We start from the raw sequence: 16,891 nt of genomic DNA on the forward strand, positions 1-16,891 counted from the left end.
TAACGTAGTTTTCTTTTGGTATTGCGGTAGATAGTTACCGCCACAACTTGGAAAGTTGTGACTGAAGGGAAGCAGTAAATGTAGGAATAAAAAACGCCAGAATCGATTCTCAGCGATTCTGGCGTATTGAACGTCGTCAAAAAACTCAGCGCACCTGCACCACAACCTTCCCGACAGCCTTGCGCTGCCCAAGATCATTGATCGCCTGCGCGGCATTGCTCAGCGGATACACCTGCGACACCAGCGGTTTCAGCTTGCCTTCGGCAAACCAGCCGAACAATTGCTGGAAGTTCGCTGCATTGTCTTGCGGTTCACGCTGGGCGAAGGAGCCCCAGAACACGCCGACCACTGCTGCGCCTTTGAGCAGGGCGAGGTTGACCGGCAGTTCGGGAATACGTCCGCTGGCGAAGCCGACGACCAGCAAGCGGCCGTTCCAGGCGATGGCGCGGATGGCTTGATCAAAGAGGTCGCCACCAACCGGATCGTAGATCACGTCGGCGCCCTGGCCATCGGTGAGTCGTTTGATTTCGTCCTTGAGGCTGGACTCGCTGTAGTTGATCAGCTCATCGGCGCCGGCCGCCTTGGCCACGGCGAGTTTTTCCGCGCTGCTGGCAGCGGCGATGACCCGCGCGCCCATGGCTTTGCCGATTTCCACGGCTGCCAGACCGACACCGCCGGAGGCACCGAGCACCAGCAGGGTTTCACCCGGTTGCAGGTTGCCGCGTTGCTTGAGCGCGTGCATCGAGGTGCCGTAGGTCATGCTGAACGCGGCGGCAGTGTTGAAGTCCATCGATGGCGGAATCGGCAGGACGTTATAGCCCGGCACTGCGACTTGTTCGGCGAAGCTGCCCCAGCCGGTCAGGGCCATGACCCGGTCGCCGACTTTCAGATGGCTGACTTTCTCGCCCACGGCGCTGACCACACCAGACGCTTCTCCCCCCGGAGAGAACGGGAAGGGCGGCTTGAACTGGTATTTGCCCTCGATGATCAGCGTGTCCGGGAAGTTGACCCCGGCGGCGTGCACGTCCAGCAAGATTTCGTTTTTCTTCGCGACAGGACTGGCGACGTCTTCCAGCACCAGCGATTCGGCAGGGCCGAAGGCTTTGCACAGCACGGCTTTCATCAGGGCTATTCCTTTGGGAGTGATGGCCGATAAGTGTAGGTGTGTCAGTCAACGGGTCAACGAGCATGCCCGACCCTGATAGTCAGCCATAAGCTTGTGCTTGCGCGGCGGGTCGTTATGCTAGGCCGCAAACCGGATAAGGAGCGAATTGTGAAAGCGTGGATCATGTTGTTGCTGGCCCTGTCTCTGCCTGTGGCAGCGCAGGCCGAAGAAGCCAAAGAGGGCGAGGCGCCGAAGGTCAACTACATCACCCTGAGCCCGCCGTTCGTGGGCAATTACGGGTTGGACGGCACGCCGAAACTGAAGGTCTACAAGGCCGACGTGGCGCTGCGTGTGACGGGCGATGAGGCGACCAAACTGGTCAAGGCCAACGAGCCGTTGATCCGCAATCAACTGGTGGCGTTGTTTACCCAGCAGACCACCGAGGCGATGGGCAGCATCGAGGGCAAGGAAAAGCTGCGTCAGGAAGCCTTGAAGCAGACCCAGCAAGTGATGAATGACGAGACCGGCAAGCCGGTGGTTGAAGATCTGTTGTTCAACAACCTGATCATTCAGTAAGCACGCTTGTTGCTGTTCAGGACGCCAGGCTTTTGCGAAAGCGCGCCAGCGCGATGATAAAGAACAGCAGGCCGATGGCCGTCAGCGCCAGCAAGTCCGGCCAGACCACGCTCAGCCCGGCGTCGCGAAACAGAATCGCGGCGCTGAGGCTGACGAAGTGCGTGGAGGGCGAGCCCTGCATGACCCACTGCAGCCACTGCGGCATGCTGTCCAATGGCGTGCTGCCGCCGGACAGCAGCAGCATCGGGATGATCACCGGGATCGCCAGCAGGCCGAACTGTGGTGTCGAGCGCGCCAGCGTCGCCAGAAAAATCCCCAGCGCGGTACTGGCAAACAGATAAACCGCAGTCACCAGCAAAAACAGGCTCATCGAGCCAGACAGTGGCACCCCGAGTGCGCCTTTGACCACCACTTCCAGCGACAGCCAGGTGCACAGCACCACCACCAGCAGGTTGCTCCAGATTTTCGCCAGCATGATTTCCAGCGCCGTCAGTGGCAGCACCAGCAAATGGTCGAGGGTGCCGTGTTCGCGTTCGCGCAGCAGGGCCGTGCCAGTGAGGATGATCGCCAGAATGGTGATGTTGTTGACGATCTGAATCACCGCCAGAAACCAGCCTCCCTCCAGATTGGTGTTGAACAGGGCGCGGGTAGTCAGTTGCACGGGCGCTTTGGCCGCGGGATCGCCCTGGCCGGCATAGTCCTGCAGTTCACGTTGGAAGATCCGGCCGATATAGCCGGCCCCCATGAACGCCTGGCTCATGGCCGTGGCATCGACGTTGACTTGAATAGCCGGTTGCCGCGCAGCGAGCAGGTCGGTTTGAAAGCGTGCCGGGATGTTGATGACGAAGGTGTACTGGCCGTTGTCCATGACCTGATCGAGTTGCGCATAAGGCAACAGCACCGGCGTCTGAAACTCCGGCGGTTGCAGGGCCTGGGCCAACTGGCGGGAGAGGGCGCTGTGGTCTTCGTCGACGATCGCCACGCTGGCGTTGTGCACGCCGATCACCGAGCCGGCGGCGGGCATATAGATCGCCACGGTGAAGGCGTAGAACAGGAACAGCAGCAACACGCTGTCATGGCGCAGGCTGGTCAGTTCCTTGAGTCCCAGGCGCAGGATGTGCGCGAACTTGTGCATCAGGCCTCCTGCTTTTTCAGCATGACCAGGCTCAACCCGGTGAACCCGACAAAGAACCCGAACAGCGCCAGGCACTGCGGCCACAGCTGCCGCACGTCCAGCGCTTTGGTGAACGTGCCTACGGCAATGTCGAGGAAGTGCCCCGCCGGAAACAGCATGCCCATCACCGCTGCGGCGCCTTCCAAAGAGGAGCGCGGCACGATCAGTCCGGAGAACTGGATGGTTGGCAGGCTGGTGATGATCATCGTGCCGAGGATCGCGGCGATTTGCGTACGAGTGAAGGCCGAGATCAGCAAGCCCATGCTGGTGGTCGCCAACACATACAGCGTACCGCCGAACGCCAGCGTCAGCAGGCTGCCCTTGAACGGTACGCCGAACAGCCAGCGGTTCATCGCCACCAGCAGCGCAAGGTTGATCAGACTGACCAGCAGGTAAGGCGCCTGCTTACCCAGCAGAAACTCCAGGCGGGTCAGGGGCGTGGCGTAGAAGTTGGTGATCGAGCCCAATTCCTTTTCGCGCACGATGCCGAGCGCCGTGAGCATCGCCGGAATGAAGGCGAGGATCAGTGCCATGACCCCAGGACCGATGGCGTTAACGCTGACGACATCCTGGTTGTAGCGAAAACGGGTTTCCAGGCTGGCGGCCGCCGGGGGGGCCAGTGCAGGGCTGCTCTGCTCGGCCAACTGTTGAAGATTGGCCAAATGGACGGCTTCAACATAGTTGCGACTGGTTTCGGCGCGAAACGGCATGCCGCCATCGAGCCACGCCGCCACGGCGGGTTGGCGCCCGGCGTACAGATCGCGGCCGAATCCGGGGGGAATTTCCAGCGCCAGTTTGATTTCCGAGCGCTGCAGGCGCCGGTGCAGTTCCTGTGCGTCATTAATGGCCGGCTGTTCGTCGAAGTATCGCGAGCCGCGAAAGGCCTCCAGATAAGCCCGGCTCTGCGGCGTCTGATCCTGGTCGTACACGGCGAACGCGAGGTTTTCCACATCCAGGGAAATCCCGTAGCCGAAAATCACCATCATGAAAATCGCCCCGGCCAAGGCAAACGCCATGCGCACTTTGTCGCGCAACAGCTCCTTGCCTTCGCGACTGGCCACGGCCAACAGGCGACCGAGGCTGAAACCGTGACGGGGCACCGGTGTTGTCGGTGCAGTCGGCGATGCCATCTGCGGCTCGGCCACAGCAGTTGCCTGTTGAGTGCCCTGAGCCTGTTCCAGGCATGTCACGAAAGCCGCTTCCAGCGTCTCTCCGGCGAACTGGCGTTGCAGCGTCGCCGGTGTATCGCACGCCAACACTTTGCCGGCGTGCATCAGCGAGATGCGATCGCAGCGCTGGGCCTCGTTCATGAAATGCGTGGAGAGGAAAATCGTCACGCCTTGTTCGCGGGACAGTTCGATCAACAGCCGCCAGAAGTCATCGCGGGCTGCCGGGTCGACGCCGGAAGTCGGCTCATCAAGGATCAGCACCTCCGGGCGATGCAAGACCGCCACTGCCAGCGACAGGCGTTGGCGCAGCCCGAGAGGCAGGGCACCGGAAGGCTGAGCGGCGACGCTGAGCAGGTTGAAGCGCTGGATCAATGCATCGATCCGGTGCGCGCTTTCGGCCTTGGGTAAGTCGAACAGTCGGGCGTGCAGCTCAAGGTTCTGCCGCACACTGAGTTCGCCATACAGCGAAAAACTCTGCGACATGAAACCGACCCGCTTGCGCGTGGCCAGATCCTTGGCGTTTACCGGGTTACCCAGCAGCGTCGCACTGCCTTCGCTGGCTGGCATCAGCCCGGTCAGGACTTTCATGGTGGTGGTTTTGCCGCAGCCGTTGGAACCGAGAAAGCCGAAAATCTCGCCGCGCCCGATGGCAAAACTGACGTGATCCACTGCGGTGAAATCGCCGAAGCGCAGCGTCAGGTCGTGGGCTTCGATGGCAATGTCGCTGCTGTTGCCGGTGCGGGGTGGAATCACCAGCGGTTGAGCGTTGTGAAGACTGTCCCCCTGGAAATGGGTGAAGGCGTCATCGAGTTTGCCGCTGGGGGTGATGGCCGCCAGCTCGCGGCTCAGGCCGCTGGCAATCAACTTGCCGGTGTCGAGCATCAAGCAATGCTCGAACTGTTCGGCTTCCTCCATATACGCCGTGGCAACCAGCAGCGTCAGTTGCGGGCGCTGGCGCCGCACGTCGTCGATCAACTCCCAGAAGCGGCGGCGCGAGAGCGGGTCGACGCCGGTGGTCGGTTCATCGAGGATCAGCAGATCCGGTTCATGGATCAGCGCGCAGCACAGCCCCAGTTTCTGCTTCATGCCGCCGGACAACTTGCCGGCGGGGCGCTCGGCGAACTTCAGCAGATCCGTGGCGAGCAGCAGGTTGTGCATCCGTTGCTCGCTTTCAGCCTTTGACAGGCCGAACAGCGTCGAAAAGAACTGGATGTTCTCGCGGATCGACAGTTCGGGGTACAGGTTGCCGCCCAGTCCCTGTGGCATGAAGGCGATGCGCGCATAGAGTGTGTCGCGATGACGGCGATCCTGGATCGCGCCACCCAGCACGTCCAGTTGCCCTTGCTGCAGGGTCTTCACGCCGGCAATCAACCCCAGCAGGCTGGACTTGCCCGCGCCATCGGGGCCAATCAGCCCGCAGCGGGTGCCGGCGGGCAGGCTGAAAGCGATCTCGCTCAGCGCTTGCTGCTTGCCGTAGCGGTGCGCGATACCCTTCGCCTGAACCGCGAGGCTGCTCATTGCAGATTGGCCGGCCATTCGACAGGCGCAATCCGCACATAACCGGCCCCCGGCATGCCGGGCTTGGCTTGTGGTACGGCGCTGGGTTGCAGCAGGCGCAGCTTGACGCGGAACACCAGTTTTTGCCGCTCGTCGCGGGTCTCGACCTCTTTGGGGGTGAACTGCGATTTGGCCGCGACGAAGCTGATTTTTGCCGGCAGCGGTTTATCGGGCAAAGCATCAAGCAGGACTCGCGCCTCGTCGCCTACCGCCAGACGCCCGGCCACCGAGGCTGACAGATAGAGGTTCATGTACTGGTCATTGGGGTCGATCAACAGCAATACCCGGCCACCGGCACCCAGCACTTCGCCGGGTTCGGCCATGCGCAACTGGATCACGCCATCGATGGGTGCGCGCAACAGGCTGTCGTCGATTTCGCTGGTCAGCTGCGCCACCTGCGCCTGTGCCGCGCCGATCGCCGCGCTGACGGCGGACACTTGTGCCCGGGCGGCCGCCACGGCCGCGTTACCGGTGCCGATACGTGACTGCAATTGATCGATCACCTGGGCGCTGACGAAGCCGTGCTTGAACAGCGATTGCGAGCGGCCCAGTTCCTGCTGGGCCAGCAATAGTTCACTCTGGCGCAATTGCACATTGGCCTGGGCGGCATTGAGATTTTCCCGGGTGCGCAAGACTTCGGCTTCGGCCTGGTTGCGCTGGGCTTCAAGGGTGCGGGTGTCCATGCGCGCCAGCAGTTGCCCTTTGCTGACCTTGTCGCCTTCATCGACCAGCACCTCGGCGAGGCGCCCGGGTGTTTTGCTGGCGATCTGCACTTCGGTGGCTTCAAGGCGTCCGTTGCCCATCGACAGCCCTTCGACCAGACGGCTGCTGATCGACATCCAGTAACCCAATCCGCCAGCGGCGGCGAGTAACACCAGGAGCGAACCGGCGTATAAAAGTGAAGAGCGGCTGTGCGTCGACATGGGGGGGCATCCTGCGGCTGTGGCGTCCAGTCTGACGGTTCAAGCGTTCGAGTCGCTTGATGTCAATCAAATGAGCGCCAAGCCTAGCCCCTTTTGCCGGTAAAAAATCGTGACCGGGGAGTTCTCAGCGCAATCCGAGCACGACGGCCCACTGTTCGGCTGTCACGGGCATGACTGAAAGGCGGCTGCCTTTTTGCACCAGCGGCATCTCGGCCAGTGCGGTCTGCTGTTTCAGGTAGTCCAGCTTCAATACCCGGGCAAACGTCTCGACATGCGCAACATCGATCGCACTCCAGGCGTTTTTCTCAGCAGTGGCCTTCGGATCGAAGTAGTGGCTTTCTGGATCCAGTGCGGTGGGATCCGGGTACGCCGCTTCGATTATTTTTCCAATCCCGGCAATTCCCGGCTCCGGGCAGCTGGAATGGTAGAAAAATAACTCATCCCCGACCGCCATCGCTCGCAGGAAGTTGCGCGCCTGATAGTTGCGAACCCCGTCCCAGCGCGCTCTGCCGAGTTTCTCCAAGCCTTTGATCGAGAGTTCGTCGGGCTCGGATTTCATCAGCCAATAGGCCATGGTTTTTGCTCCTGAAACGTTCTTTGGGCAAGTTGTCGGGCAATTTTATGACAAACCGACAGTCGGTTGACGTCAGCGTTTGCGCGCAGGTTCACGTTGTCGCAAAATGCCGGCCTTTAAAGCTTGACGCTGCTGCACGGCCTACGAACGGAAACCGCTGCTGTCATCGTGATGATGTGCCTTGAGGGGGGCAATCGATGAAACGCAAACCGGATTTGCTATGGACTTTGGTTATTTTGTTTGGCCTTGGCGTCGTGACCACGGGTTATGCGCAAAGCCTGTGGTCCAACAAGACCGACGCACCGATTGAAGTGGCGCAACAGGTTCAACAGTCGACAGCCTTCAAGCGCTGAAACTGCCTTTTCGACGCCGCTGATCTGCGCGGCGTCTATCCCGCGAAATACCAGGCCTTGTCAGTGACCGTGCCTTGTAACGGTACATCCCAGCTCGCCTGCGCCAAGCGTTCGACCTTCTGACATTCATGGGCAAGACCCAATAGCGTCGGCTTGCGCCAGTTCTTGCGCCGCGCCAGATACGCCAGGCTGCGATCATAGAATCCACCGCCCATCCCCAGCCGTCCGCCGACGTCGTCAAAACCCACCAACGGCAACAACACCAGATCCAGCGTCCAGATCTTGCGCTGGCGGGCCAGACTGGCGCGCGGCTCAAGAATGCGAAAACGGTTGGGTTTGAGTTTTTCGCCGGGACGAAGGCGCTGAAAGACCATTTTGGTTCGCGGCCAGGCGCTCAGCACCGGCAGGTACGTGGCCTTGCCTCGGCGCTGCGCTTCACGCAGCAGCAGGCGCGGATCGATTTCACCGTCGGTGGGCAGGTACAGGGAAATATGTTTTGCCCGGCGAAAGTGCGGGTCTTGCGCCAATTGCCGGAACAGCCCTTTGGCGGCCTGGCGTTGCTCACCGGGAGTCAGTGAACGGCGCGCCTTGCGCAGCAGGCGGCGGAGTTGCGGGCGGGGTAGCAGCGCGGGTTCGGTCATGGTTCGGCTTCGGCAGGATGGGTGCAAAAACGTACGCATAAAAAATCCGATGGCGGTTTTCACCGCCATCGGATTCGAATCAGGCTCCCCGGATGAACCGCTGTCAACTTAGCCCTTGAACCCGAAAGTTCAAGGTGGAAGATGCAGTAGACTTTAAGGCTTTCCGTCTGGCGGACATGCACACCAGCCCAACGTGCAACTTCCAGGGTAGTGCGAATCGGCTCAGGGACATCGTCAACTGGCAAGCACCCCAGGGAGTGCCGCGAGTATACCTCAAGCGACCTGGCGAATCAGCCCTTGCTGATGTCCGGATCGTCGGCGAGGACCAGATCGACACGATCGAGCAAGTCGCGCACCTGTTCACGGGTCGAGCCGCTGGCCTGGACGTCCGGGCGCTCTTCTTTGTGCAAGAGGTCGTGGGTGATGTTCAGCGCGGCCATTACGGCAATCCGGTCGGCGCCGATGACTTTGCCGCTGCTGCGGATCTCGCGCATCTTGCCGTCCAGGTAGCGCGCGGCACTGACCAGATTGCTGCGTTCTTCCTGCGGGCAGATGATCGAATATTCTTTGTCGAGGATCTGCACGGTAACGCTATTGCTTGAACTCATGAGTCTTGCTCCAGGGCCTTGAGGCGCGAAATCATCGATTCGACCTTACGCCGGGCGATTTCGTTTTTTTCAATGAGGTGCGCGCGTTCCTCGCGCCAGGTCTTTTCCTGAGCTAGTAAGAGTGCGTTTTGACTCTTTAGTTGCTCGACTCGACCAATCAGCAGTTCGAGTCTGGCCATCAGCGCTTGCAGGTCGTTGTCTTCCATTGGGTTCACTGTCTGATGGGTTAGCTGGCGGACAGCCTTTAATAGTCTTGGCGAGTCTGTCGATGTAGGATACAAGGCCTTCATTCTAGACATAGCGCCGTCTGGCGCCTAGCTGCCCATGACCATTGCGAATTCCCCGTACCAAGCCTTTGCCACCCTGCTGACTTCCAGCGGCCACAACGTCTCGCCTGCCGAACTGCATGGCCAGTTGCTCGGACGCAGTTGCGCCGGTGCCGGCTTCGATAACGAAGGCTGGTTGATCGACGCCGCCGAACTGCTCGAAGGCGACATCCAGGACAACGTCCGCAACGCCCTGATCGGCCTGCAAGAGATGGTCAAAGGCGAGCTGACCGGTGACGACGTCACCGTCGTTCTGCTGCTGCCGACCGATGACGCGCCACTGACCGAACGCGCTGCTGCGTTGGGCCAATGGTGCCAGGGCTTCCTCAGCGGGTTCGGCCTGAACTGCCGTGACAGCAGCATGCTCAGCACTGAAGCCACCGAAGTGTTGCAGGATCTGGCCGCCATTTCTCAGGTGCAAGATGCCCTGGAAGAATCCGAAGACGGCGAAACCGACTACATGGAAGTCATGGAATACCTGCGCGTCGCGCCGCTGCTGCTGTTCTCGGAAACCAAGAAAGCCGACGTGCCGCCAGCCGCCAAGCCGTCGCTGCATTAATCGCGACCCAGGGAAAGCCATCTGCCCATGACCCATATCCCGAAAGCGGAATACAGCCGTCGCCGCAAGGCCCTGATGGCGCAGATGGAACCCAACAGCATCGCGATCCTGCCCGCCGCCGCGGTTGCCATCCGCAACCGCGACGTCGAGCACGTCTACCGTCAGGACAGCGATTTTCAGTACCTTTCCGGATTCCCCGAGCCGCAAGCCGTCATCGTCTTGATGCCCGGCCGCGAGCATGGCGAATACGTGCTGTTCTGCCGTGAACGCAATGCCGAACGCGAATTGTGGGACGGCTTGCGTGCCGGCCAGGAAGGCGCGATCCGCGACTTCGGCGCCGACGACGCCTTCCCCATCACCGACATCGACGACATCCTCCCGGGCCTGATCGAAGGCCGCGACCGGGTGTATTCGGCGATGGGCAGTAACCCGGAATTCGATCGGCACCTGATGGACTGGATCAACGTGATCCGCTCCAAGGCGCACCTCGGCGCCCAGCCGCCGAATGAATTCGTTGCTTTGGATCATCTGCTGCACGACATGCGCCTGTATAAATCGGCGGCAGAAGTGAAGGTGATGCGCGAAGCCGCACGGATCTCGGCCCAGGCCCATATTCGCGCGATGCAGGCCAGTCGCGCCGGACTCTACGAATACAGTCTGGAAGCGGAGCTCGACTATGAGTTCCGCAAGGGCGGCGCGAAAATGCCGGCCTACGGCTCGATCGTCGCTGCCGGGCGCAACAGCTGCATCCTGCATTACCAGCAGAATGACGCGTTGCTCAAGGACGGTGATCTGGTGCTGATCGATGCTGGCTGTGAGATCGACTGCTACGCCAGCGACATCACTCGCACCTGGCCGGTCAACGGCAAGTTTTCACCCGAGCAGAAAGCGATTTACGAATTGGTACTCGCCTCGCAGGAAGCCGCGTTTGCTGAAATCGCCCCGAACAAGCACTGGAATCAGGCGCACGAAGCCACGGTTCGAGTCATCACCGCAGGTTTGGTGAAGCTGGGTCTGTTGCAGGGCGACGTCGACGAATTGATCGCGACTGAGGCTTATAAAGCCTTTTACATGCACCGCGCCGGCCACTGGCTGGGCATGGATGTACACGACGTCGGCGAGTACAAGGTCGGCGGCGAATGGCGTGTGCTCGAAGTCGGCATGGCGCTGACCGTGGAGCCGGGCATCTACATTGCCCCGGACAATCAGAACGTAGCGAAAAAATGGCGCGGCATTGGCGTGCGCATCGAGGACGACGTGGTAGTGACCAAGACCGGCTGTGAAATCCTCACCACCGGCGTACCGAAAACCGTCGCTGACATCGAGGCGCTGATGGCGCAAGCACGGACACACGCAGCATGAGTCGAGTCAATCTGGCAATCATCGGTGGCGGTCTGGTTGGCGCGAGTTTGGCGTTGGCCCTGCAGGCCGGGGCCAAGGCCCGTGGCTGGAAAATCGTCCTGATCGAACCGTTCGCCCCCGGCGACAGTTGGCAGCCGAGCTATGACGCTCGCTCGTCGGCGCTGTCCTTTGGCTCGCGACAGATCTACCAACGGCTGGGCGTGTGGCAGGAAATCTCCCGCCGTGCCGAGCCGATCAAACAGATTCATGTGTCTGACCGTGGCCGCTTCTCCACCGCGCGTTTGTCGGCGATGGAAGAGGGCGTGCCGGCACTGGGTTACGTGGTGGAAAACGCCTGGCTCGGCCAGTGCCTGTGGCAGCACATCGACAAAGACGTGATCAGTTGGCGGTGCCCGGCAGAAGTCACGCGTATGGAGCCACTGCCCGACGGCTACCGCCTGACGCTTAATGACGAAGCCACGATTGAATGCGACCTTGCGGTGCTCGCCGATGGTGGCCGTTCGGGGCTGCGCGAGCAGTTGGGCATCAACGTGCGCAAGCGTCCGTACAACCAGAGCGCGCTGATCGCCAATATCACCCCGAGCGAAGCGCACAACGGCATGGCTTTCGAGCGCTTCACCGACGAAGGCCCGATGGCCCTGCTGCCGCTGCCGGAAAACCGTTGCGCGCTGGTCTGGACCCGTTTGGGCATGGACGCGCAGCGTCTGGCCGACTTGAGTGAGCGCGATTTCCTCAGCGAATTGCAGGGCGTGTTCGGTTACCGTCTCGGCACGCTGAAACAGGTCGGTGCGCGACATCTGTATCCGTTGACGCTGGTCGAAGCCGAAGAACAGGTGCGTTCGCATCTGGCCGTGCTCGGCAACGCGGCGCACAGCCTGCACCCGATTGCCGGGCAGGGGTTCAACCTGTCCCTGCGCGATGCCGATGCCCTCGCCGCTGCGCTGCTCGCCAGCGACAAGCCGCTGGGCGACTTTGCCACGTTGCAGGCTTATCGCGAGCGTCAGCGCCTTGATCAAGACCTCACCGTGGGCTTCTCCGATCAGGTGACGCGCCTGTTCGGCAGCACCCAGCCGCTGGTTTCGCTGGGGCGCAACATCGGCCTGCTCGGTCTTGATCTGCTGCCACCGGCCAAGCGCTGGTTTGCCCGTCAGGCCATGGGCCTGGGAACGCGCCCGGATGCGTAACTGGCTGATCCGTTCGTTCGGCAAGGCGCGGTTGATGCGCTGGGTGATGACGTTCTACCCGCCGTACCTCGGCGCCGGTGTTCGGGTGCGGCACATCAGCGACGACTTTCGCGATGTTCAGGTGTCGATGGGACTGGGCTGGTACAACCGCAATTACGTTGGCACGCAGTTCGGTGGCAGTCTGTACTCGATGGTCGATCCGTTCTTCATGCTGATGCTCATGGAGAACCTCGGCTCGAAGTACATTGTGTGGGACAAAGCCGCCGACATCGATTTCATTGCGCCGGGCAAAGGCCCGGTGTTCGCCCGGTTCAGCATCGACGAGACTTTGCTCGCCGAGGTCCGCCGGCAGACCGCCACTGGCGAGAAATACCTGCCGCAGTTGCAGGTCGACATTCATGACGGCGCCGGCAACCTTGTCGCGCGGGTCGGTAAAACCCTTTACGTGCGGCTCAAGCCGCAAGCGAGACAGGCTTAAAGCATGGAAATGCGCGCAGATCTGCTGATTGTCGGAGCCGGAATGGTCGGCAGCGCCCTGGCGCTGGCGTTGCAGGACAGCGGGCTGGAAGTCCTGCTGCTCGACGGCAGCCCGCTGAGCGTCAAACCGTTCGATGCTCAAGCGCCGTTTGAGCCGCGTGTCAGTGCGCTGTCGGCCGCCAGCCAACGAATTCTCGAACGCCTCGGCGTGTGGGACGGCATCGCCCAGCGGCGCAGCAGTCCTTACACCGATATGCACGTCTGGGACGGCAGCGGCACCGGGCAGATTCACTTCTCGGCGGGCAGTGTGCATGCCGAAGTCCTCGGCCATATCGTCGAAAACCGCGTGGTGCAGGATGCCTTACTCGAACGTTTGCATGATTGCGATCTGGGCATGCTGGCCAACGCGCGACTGGAGCAGATGCGCCGTTCCGGTGACGACTGGCTGCTGACCCTGGCCGATGGTCGCCAATTGCGCGCGCCGCTGGTGATCGCGGCGGATGGCGCCAACTCGGCAGTGCGTCGCCTGACCGGCGTGGCGACCCGTGAGTGGGATTACCTGCATCACGCCATCGTCACCAGCGTGCGCAGCAGCAAGCCGCACCAGTCGACCGCATGGCAGCGCTTTACCGATCACGGGCCGTTGGCGTTTTTGCCGCTGGAGCGTGACGGGCAGCAGGACTGGTGTTCGATCGTCTGGTCGACCACCCCGAGCGAAGCCGAGCGTTTGATGAAGCTGGATGAGGCGGACTTCTGCCGCGAGCTGGAGCGTGCCTTTGAGGGTCGCCTCGGCGAAGTAATTAGTGCTGATCCGCGCCTGTGCGTGCCGCTGCGTCAGCGCCACGCCAAGCGTTATGTCGCCGAGGGTTTGGCGCTGATTGGCGATGCCGCGCACACCATTCACCCACTGGCCGGGCAGGGCGTGAACCTTGGTTTCCTTGATGCCGCCGTGTTGGCTGAAGTGTTGCTGCAAGCCGCTGAACGCGGCGAGCGGCTGGCGGATGTGAAAGTGCTGAGTCGGTACGAGCGTCGACGCATGCCGCACAATCTGGCGTTGATGGCCGCGATGGAGGGCTTCGAGCGTTTGTTCCAGGCTAACCCGTTGCCGGTGCGCTGGTTGCGCAATGCCGGTTTGAAGCTGGTGGAGCAGATGCCGGAGGCGAAGGCTTTGTTTGTGCGGGAGGCCCTCGGGTTGACGGGTGATCTTCCGGCTCTCGCCAAAGCCTGACATCTTCATTAAGGCTGATGCCCTCTTCGCGAGCAGGCTCGCTCCCACATTTGAAATGCATTCCAATGTGGGAGCGAGCCTGCTCGCGAAGGGGCCAGAACAGCCACCACAAATTTCAGGCTGTGCAACATCTGGTAACTCCTTCAAAAAGAGTTCGATTGAGGTGGTAAATGTGAGTCCTTATCATTTGGCCTACATTTCCCGACCGAGAGACCACTCCCATGTTGGCACCCAAGCGTCTTCTGACCGCACTGGCCTTGACCCTGATCGGCAGCACCACTGCCCAGGCCGCCGATGAGGTGGTGGTTTACTCGTCGCGTATCGATGAACTGATCAAACCGGTATTCGATGCCTACACCGCGAAAACCGGGGTGAAGATCAAGTTCATCACCGACAAGGAAGCGCCGCTGATGCAGCGCATCAAGGCCGAAGGCGAAAACGCCACGGCCGACCTGCTGCTGACCGTCGATGCCGGCAACCTCTGGCAGGCCGAGCAGATGGGCATTCTTCAGCCGTTCACCTCGAAAACCATCGATACCAATATTCCTGCGCAATACCGCTCGTCCACTCACGCCTGGACTGGCTTGAGCCTGCGCGCGCGGACCATCGCCTATTCCACAGACCGGGTGAAGCCGGGCGAGTTGACCACCTACGAAGCGCTGGCCGACAAGAACTGGGAAGGGCGTCTGTGCCTGCGCACGGCGAAGAAGGTCTATAACCAGTCGCTGACCGCGACCATGATTGAAGTGCATGGCGCCGAGAAGACCGAAAAGATCCTCAAAGGCTGGGTCAACAACCTGTCCACCGACGTATTCTCCGACGACGTCGCGGTGCTGGAAGCGATCAACGCCGGGCAATGCGACGTCGGCATCGTCAACACGTACTACTACGGTCGCCTGCACAAGCAGAAGCCGGATCTGCCGGTGAAACTGTTCTGGCCGAATCAGGCCGATCGCGGCGTACACGTCAACCTGTCGGGCATCGGCCTGACCCAACATGCACCACACCCGGAAGCGGCCAAGGCCTTGGTCGAGTGGATGACCACGCCTGAGGCGCAGAAGATTTTTGCTGACGTGAACCAGGAATTCCCGGCCAACCCGGCGGTGGCGCCTTCGGAAGAAGTGGCGGCGTGGGGCAAGTTCATTGCCGACACCTTGCCGGTGGAAGTGGCGGGCAAGCGTCAGGCTGAAGCGATCCGGATGATGGATCGGGCGGGTTGGAACTGAGGCTTTTCTGAGTGTTTTGATCGTTCCCACGCTCCGCGTGGGAATGCATCCCTCGACGCTCCGCGTCGATTCGCTGAAACCGTGACGCAGAGCGTCATTTAGTCCCCCCAGAGACCCAAAAGTGGCCCACCCCGCCCAACGCCGCTGGTACCCCATCGTCTTCGCCATCGCCGCGCTGGTGCTGTTGCCCCTGAGCGTTCTGCTGCTCTCATGGCAGACCATCGATCAACAGATCTGGTCGCACCTGTGGGAAACCCAGATGCCGCGCCTATTGGGCAACACTCTGACGCTGGTACTCGGCGTCGGCATCGGTGTGACGCTGCTCGGTGTCAGCCTCGCCTGGCTCACCAGCCTCTGCGAATTCCCCGGCCGGCGCTGGCTCGACTGGGCGCTGATGCTGCCGTTCGCCATCCCCGCTTACGTGCTGGCGTTTGTCTTCGTCGGCCTGCTGGATTTCGCCGGCCCGGTGCAAACCCTGCTGCGTGAATGGTTTGGCACCGGCCTGCGCCTGCCGCGCGTGCGCTCCACCGGTGGGGTGATTGTGGTACTGGTGCTGGTTTTCTATCCCTACGTCTACCTGCTGGCGCGCACTGCATTTCTTGCTCAGGGCAAAGGCCTGATGGAAGCCGCGCGGGTGCTCGGCCAGTCACCGTGGCAAGCGTTCTGGCGCGTGGCGTTGCCGATGGCGCGGCCGGCGATCGGGGCCGGTGTAGCGCTGGCGCTGATGGAAACCCTCGCGGATTTCGGTGCGGTCTCGGTGTTCAACTTCGACACCTTCACCACGGCGATCTACAAGACCTGGTACGGCTTTTTCAGCCTGTCGAGCGCCGCGCAACTGGCCAGCCTGTTGCTGCTGGTGGTGATGCTGGTGCTCTACGGCGAGCGCCGCGCCCGTGGCGCCAATCGGGCAAGCAACGAGCGGCCGCGGGTCAAGGCGCTGTATCACCTGCGCGGGCTCAAGGCGTTCGCGGCAATGAGCTGGTGCGGATTGGTGTTCGCCTGCGCCTTCGTCATTCCGCTGCTGCAACTGATCGTCTGGTTCTGGCAGCGCGGGCGCTTTGATCTGGATGAGCGTTACGCCGGGCTGATCCTCCACACGCTGTACCTGGGCGCAATGGTGGCGTTGATCACCGTCAGCGTCGCGTTGCTGCTGGCATTCGCCCGACGGTTGGCGCCGACCCGGGCGATCCGCTCGGGCGTCAGTCTGGCCAACCTTGGCTACGCCTTGCCCGGCTCGGTGCTGGCAGTGTCGATCATGTTGGCGTTCAGTTATCTGGATCGCGAGCTGGTCATCCCGCTCTCCGGCTGGCTCGGGGGCGCAGGCAAGCCGCTGCTGCTCGGCAGTCTGGCGGCATTGCTGATGGCGTATCTGGTGCGCTTTATCGCCGTCGCTTATGGCCCGCTGGAAAACAGTCTGGCGCGTATACGGCCCTCTTTGCCCGAAGCAGCACGTAGCCTGGGTGTCAGTGGGCCGCGACTGTTTTTCAAAGTGTATCTTCCGCTGTTGCTGCCCGGCACCTTGAGCGCGGCGTTGCTGGTGTTCGTCGATGTGCTCAAGGAAATGCCCGCGACACTGCTGATGCGCCCGTTTGGCTGGGACACGCTGGCCGTGCGCATCTTTGAAATGACCAGCGAAGGTGAGTGGGCAAGGGCTTCGCTGCCGGCATTGACGCTGGTATTGGTCGGGCTATTGCCGGTCATTGGCCTGATCCGTCGTTCCGCGCACAGAAACACTTAGTCGTCAGTCCTGAATCATGCGGCTACAATGCGCGGCATTCGGTGCGGTTCGTCTGACAGATCTGTTCGCTGAGATTGGCTGAAAGCCTTCTATTACAGGGCTTTCACGCTG

17 protein-coding genes and 1 other RNA gene are annotated in these 16,891 nt (G+C 61.5%); 9 read left to right on the forward strand and 9 right to left on the reverse strand.

Annotated elements, in window-relative coordinates:
* Positions 1-145: 145 nt before the first annotated feature.
* Complete coding sequence (locus tag CKW18_RS00155) at positions 146-1,123, reverse strand: NADPH:quinone oxidoreductase family protein (protein ID WP_095186889.1); 978 nt, start codon at positions 1,121-1,123, stop codon at positions 146-148.
* Between the two features lie 150 nt (positions 1,124-1,273).
* On the opposite strand from CKW18_RS00155, the gene CKW18_RS00160 reads away from it, so the two are divergent.
* Entirely contained in the window at positions 1,274-1,681 is a 408-nt protein-coding gene (locus CKW18_RS00160; RefSeq protein ID WP_095186890.1) for a flagellar basal body-associated protein FliL, read from the forward strand.
* 16 nt (positions 1,682-1,697) lie between these two features.
* Here the strand turns inward: CKW18_RS00160 and CKW18_RS00165 are convergent, their stop codons facing one another.
* The 4 genes from CKW18_RS00165 to CKW18_RS00180 all read right to left on the reverse strand — a co-directional run bounded on the left by CKW18_RS00165 (position 1,698) and on the right by CKW18_RS00180 (position 7,078).
* Positions 1,698-2,816 (reverse strand): ABC transporter permease, encoded by a 1,119-nt coding sequence (locus tag CKW18_RS00165; protein ID WP_095186891.1) that lies wholly within the window; start codon positions 2,814-2,816, stop codon positions 1,698-1,700.
* Complete coding sequence (rbbA, locus tag CKW18_RS00170) at positions 2,816-5,542, reverse strand: ribosome-associated ATPase/putative transporter RbbA (protein WP_095186892.1); 2,727 nt, start codon at positions 5,540-5,542, stop codon at positions 2,816-2,818. The genes CKW18_RS00165 and rbbA overlap by 1 nt, the downstream gene beginning before the upstream one ends.
* Positions 5,539-6,504 carry an HlyD family secretion protein gene (locus CKW18_RS00175; RefSeq protein WP_095186893.1) on the reverse strand — a complete coding sequence of 322 codons (966 nt, stop codon included), beginning with the start codon at positions 6,502-6,504 and terminating at the stop codon, positions 5,539-5,541. The genes rbbA and CKW18_RS00175 overlap by 4 nt, the downstream gene beginning before the upstream one ends.
* Before the next feature lie 124 nt (positions 6,505-6,628).
* The gene (locus CKW18_RS00180) at positions 6,629-7,078 is read right to left on the reverse strand and encodes an EVE domain-containing protein (protein ID WP_095186894.1); all 450 of its coding nucleotides are present in this window, start codon (positions 7,076-7,078) and stop codon (positions 6,629-6,631) included.
* 197 nt (positions 7,079-7,275) lie between these two features.
* Between CKW18_RS00180 and CKW18_RS30470 the strand changes: the two genes are divergently transcribed.
* Positions 7,276-7,431, forward strand: a complete 156-nt coding sequence (locus CKW18_RS30470) for a hypothetical protein (protein WP_095186895.1) — start codon at positions 7,276-7,278, stop codon at positions 7,429-7,431.
* Between the two features lie 35 nt (positions 7,432-7,466).
* Here CKW18_RS30470 and CKW18_RS00190 read toward each other — a convergent pair whose 3' ends face one another.
* From CKW18_RS00190 to CKW18_RS00205, 4 genes are all read right to left on the reverse strand, one after another.
* Positions 7,467-8,072, reverse strand: a complete 606-nt coding sequence (locus CKW18_RS00190; protein WP_095187137.1) for a 5-formyltetrahydrofolate cyclo-ligase — start codon at positions 8,070-8,072, stop codon at positions 7,467-7,469.
* An 81-nt stretch (positions 8,073-8,153) separates the two neighbouring features.
* A non-coding RNA gene (gene ssrS, locus CKW18_RS00195) (6S RNA) lies at positions 8,154-8,332 on the reverse strand.
* 30 nt (positions 8,333-8,362) lie between these two features.
* A complete protein-coding gene (locus CKW18_RS00200; RefSeq protein WP_003229305.1) occupies positions 8,363-8,680 on the reverse strand; it encodes a cell division protein ZapA in 318 nt (105 codons plus the stop codon).
* Positions 8,677-8,886, reverse strand: a complete 210-nt coding sequence (locus CKW18_RS00205; protein ID WP_016985919.1) for a TIGR02449 family protein — start codon at positions 8,884-8,886, stop codon at positions 8,677-8,679. The genes CKW18_RS00200 and CKW18_RS00205 overlap by 4 nt, the downstream gene beginning before the upstream one ends.
* Before the next feature lie 118 nt (positions 8,887-9,004).
* Between CKW18_RS00205 and CKW18_RS00210 the strand changes: the two genes are divergently transcribed.
* The 7 genes from CKW18_RS00210 to CKW18_RS00240 all read left to right on the forward strand — a co-directional run bounded on the left by CKW18_RS00210 (position 9,005) and on the right by CKW18_RS00240 (position 16,780).
* Positions 9,005-9,565 carry a YecA family protein gene (locus CKW18_RS00210; RefSeq protein ID WP_095186896.1) on the forward strand — a complete coding sequence of 187 codons (561 nt, stop codon included), beginning with the start codon at positions 9,005-9,007 and terminating at the stop codon, positions 9,563-9,565.
* A 27-nt stretch (positions 9,566-9,592) separates the two neighbouring features.
* On the forward strand, positions 9,593-10,927 hold the full coding sequence (pepP, locus tag CKW18_RS00215; RefSeq protein ID WP_095186897.1) for a Xaa-Pro aminopeptidase: 1,335 nt from the start codon (positions 9,593-9,595) through the stop codon (positions 10,925-10,927).
* Entirely contained in the window at positions 10,924-12,111 is a 1,188-nt protein-coding gene (gene ubiH, locus CKW18_RS00220; RefSeq protein ID WP_095186898.1) for a 2-octaprenyl-6-methoxyphenyl hydroxylase, read from the forward strand. Before pepP ends, ubiH begins: the two co-directional genes overlap by 4 nt.
* Positions 12,104-12,589, forward strand: coding sequence for a DUF4442 domain-containing protein (locus tag CKW18_RS00225; protein ID WP_095186899.1), 486 nt, complete (start codon positions 12,104-12,106; stop codon positions 12,587-12,589). Before ubiH ends, CKW18_RS00225 begins: the two co-directional genes overlap by 8 nt.
* Before the next feature lie 9 nt (positions 12,590-12,598).
* Positions 12,599-13,816, forward strand: a complete 1,218-nt coding sequence (locus CKW18_RS00230; RefSeq protein WP_167394913.1) for a 2-octaprenyl-3-methyl-6-methoxy-1,4-benzoquinol hydroxylase — start codon at positions 12,599-12,601, stop codon at positions 13,814-13,816.
* Positions 13,817-14,037: 221 nt separating this feature from the next.
* On the forward strand, positions 14,038-15,042 hold the full coding sequence (locus tag CKW18_RS00235; RefSeq protein WP_095186901.1) for an extracellular solute-binding protein: 1,005 nt from the start codon (positions 14,038-14,040) through the stop codon (positions 15,040-15,042).
* A gap of 121 nt (positions 15,043-15,163) precedes the next feature.
* Positions 15,164-16,780 (forward strand): iron ABC transporter permease, encoded by a 1,617-nt coding sequence (locus CKW18_RS00240; protein ID WP_095186902.1) that lies wholly within the window; start codon positions 15,164-15,166, stop codon positions 16,778-16,780.
* The last annotated feature ends 111 nt before the right edge of the window (positions 16,781-16,891 follow it).

This window comes from Pseudomonas sp. Irchel 3E19 (assembly GCF_900187585.1).
In the GTDB taxonomy this organism is placed as follows: domain Bacteria; phylum Pseudomonadota; class Gammaproteobacteria; order Pseudomonadales; family Pseudomonadaceae; genus Aquipseudomonas; species Aquipseudomonas baetica.

Bases quoted from the DNA above. Each gene is read 5' to 3' on its own strand.
- CKW18_RS00155 (WP_095186889.1), bottom strand. From the start codon at position 1,123: ATGAAAGCCGTGCTGTGCAAAGCCTTCGGCCCTGCCGAATCGCTGGTG.
- CKW18_RS00165 (WP_095186891.1), bottom strand. From the start codon at position 2,816: ATGCACAAGTTCGCGCACATCCTGCGCCTGGGACTCAAGGAACTGACC.
- rbbA (WP_095186892.1), bottom strand. From the start codon at position 5,542: ATGAGCAGCCTCGCGGTTCAGGCGAAGGGTATCGCGCACCGCTACGGC.
- CKW18_RS00175 (WP_095186893.1), bottom strand. From the start codon at position 6,504: ATGTCGACGCACAGCCGCTCTTCACTTTTATACGCCGGTTCGCTCCTG.
- CKW18_RS00180 (WP_095186894.1), bottom strand. From the start codon at position 7,078: ATGGCCTATTGGCTGATGAAATCCGAGCCCGACGAACTCTCGATCAAA.
- CKW18_RS30470 (WP_095186895.1), top strand. From the start codon at position 7,276: ATGAAACGCAAACCGGATTTGCTATGGACTTTGGTTATTTTGTTTGGC.
- CKW18_RS00190 (WP_095187137.1), bottom strand. From the start codon at position 8,072: ATGACCGAACCCGCGCTGCTACCCCGCCCGCAACTCCGCCGCCTGCTG.
- CKW18_RS00200 (WP_003229305.1), bottom strand. From the start codon at position 8,680: ATGAGTTCAAGCAATAGCGTTACCGTGCAGATCCTCGACAAAGAATAT.
- CKW18_RS00205 (WP_016985919.1), bottom strand. From the start codon at position 8,886: ATGGAAGACAACGACCTGCAAGCGCTGATGGCCAGACTCGAACTGCTG.
- CKW18_RS00210 (WP_095186896.1), top strand. From the start codon at position 9,005: ATGACCATTGCGAATTCCCCGTACCAAGCCTTTGCCACCCTGCTGACT.
- pepP (WP_095186897.1), top strand. From the start codon at position 9,593: ATGACCCATATCCCGAAAGCGGAATACAGCCGTCGCCGCAAGGCCCTG.
- ubiH (WP_095186898.1), top strand. From the start codon at position 10,924: ATGAGTCGAGTCAATCTGGCAATCATCGGTGGCGGTCTGGTTGGCGCG.
- CKW18_RS00225 (WP_095186899.1), top strand. From the start codon at position 12,104: ATGCGTAACTGGCTGATCCGTTCGTTCGGCAAGGCGCGGTTGATGCGC.
- CKW18_RS00230 (WP_167394913.1), top strand. From the start codon at position 12,599: ATGCGCGCAGATCTGCTGATTGTCGGAGCCGGAATGGTCGGCAGCGCC.
- CKW18_RS00235 (WP_095186901.1), top strand. From the start codon at position 14,038: ATGTTGGCACCCAAGCGTCTTCTGACCGCACTGGCCTTGACCCTGATC.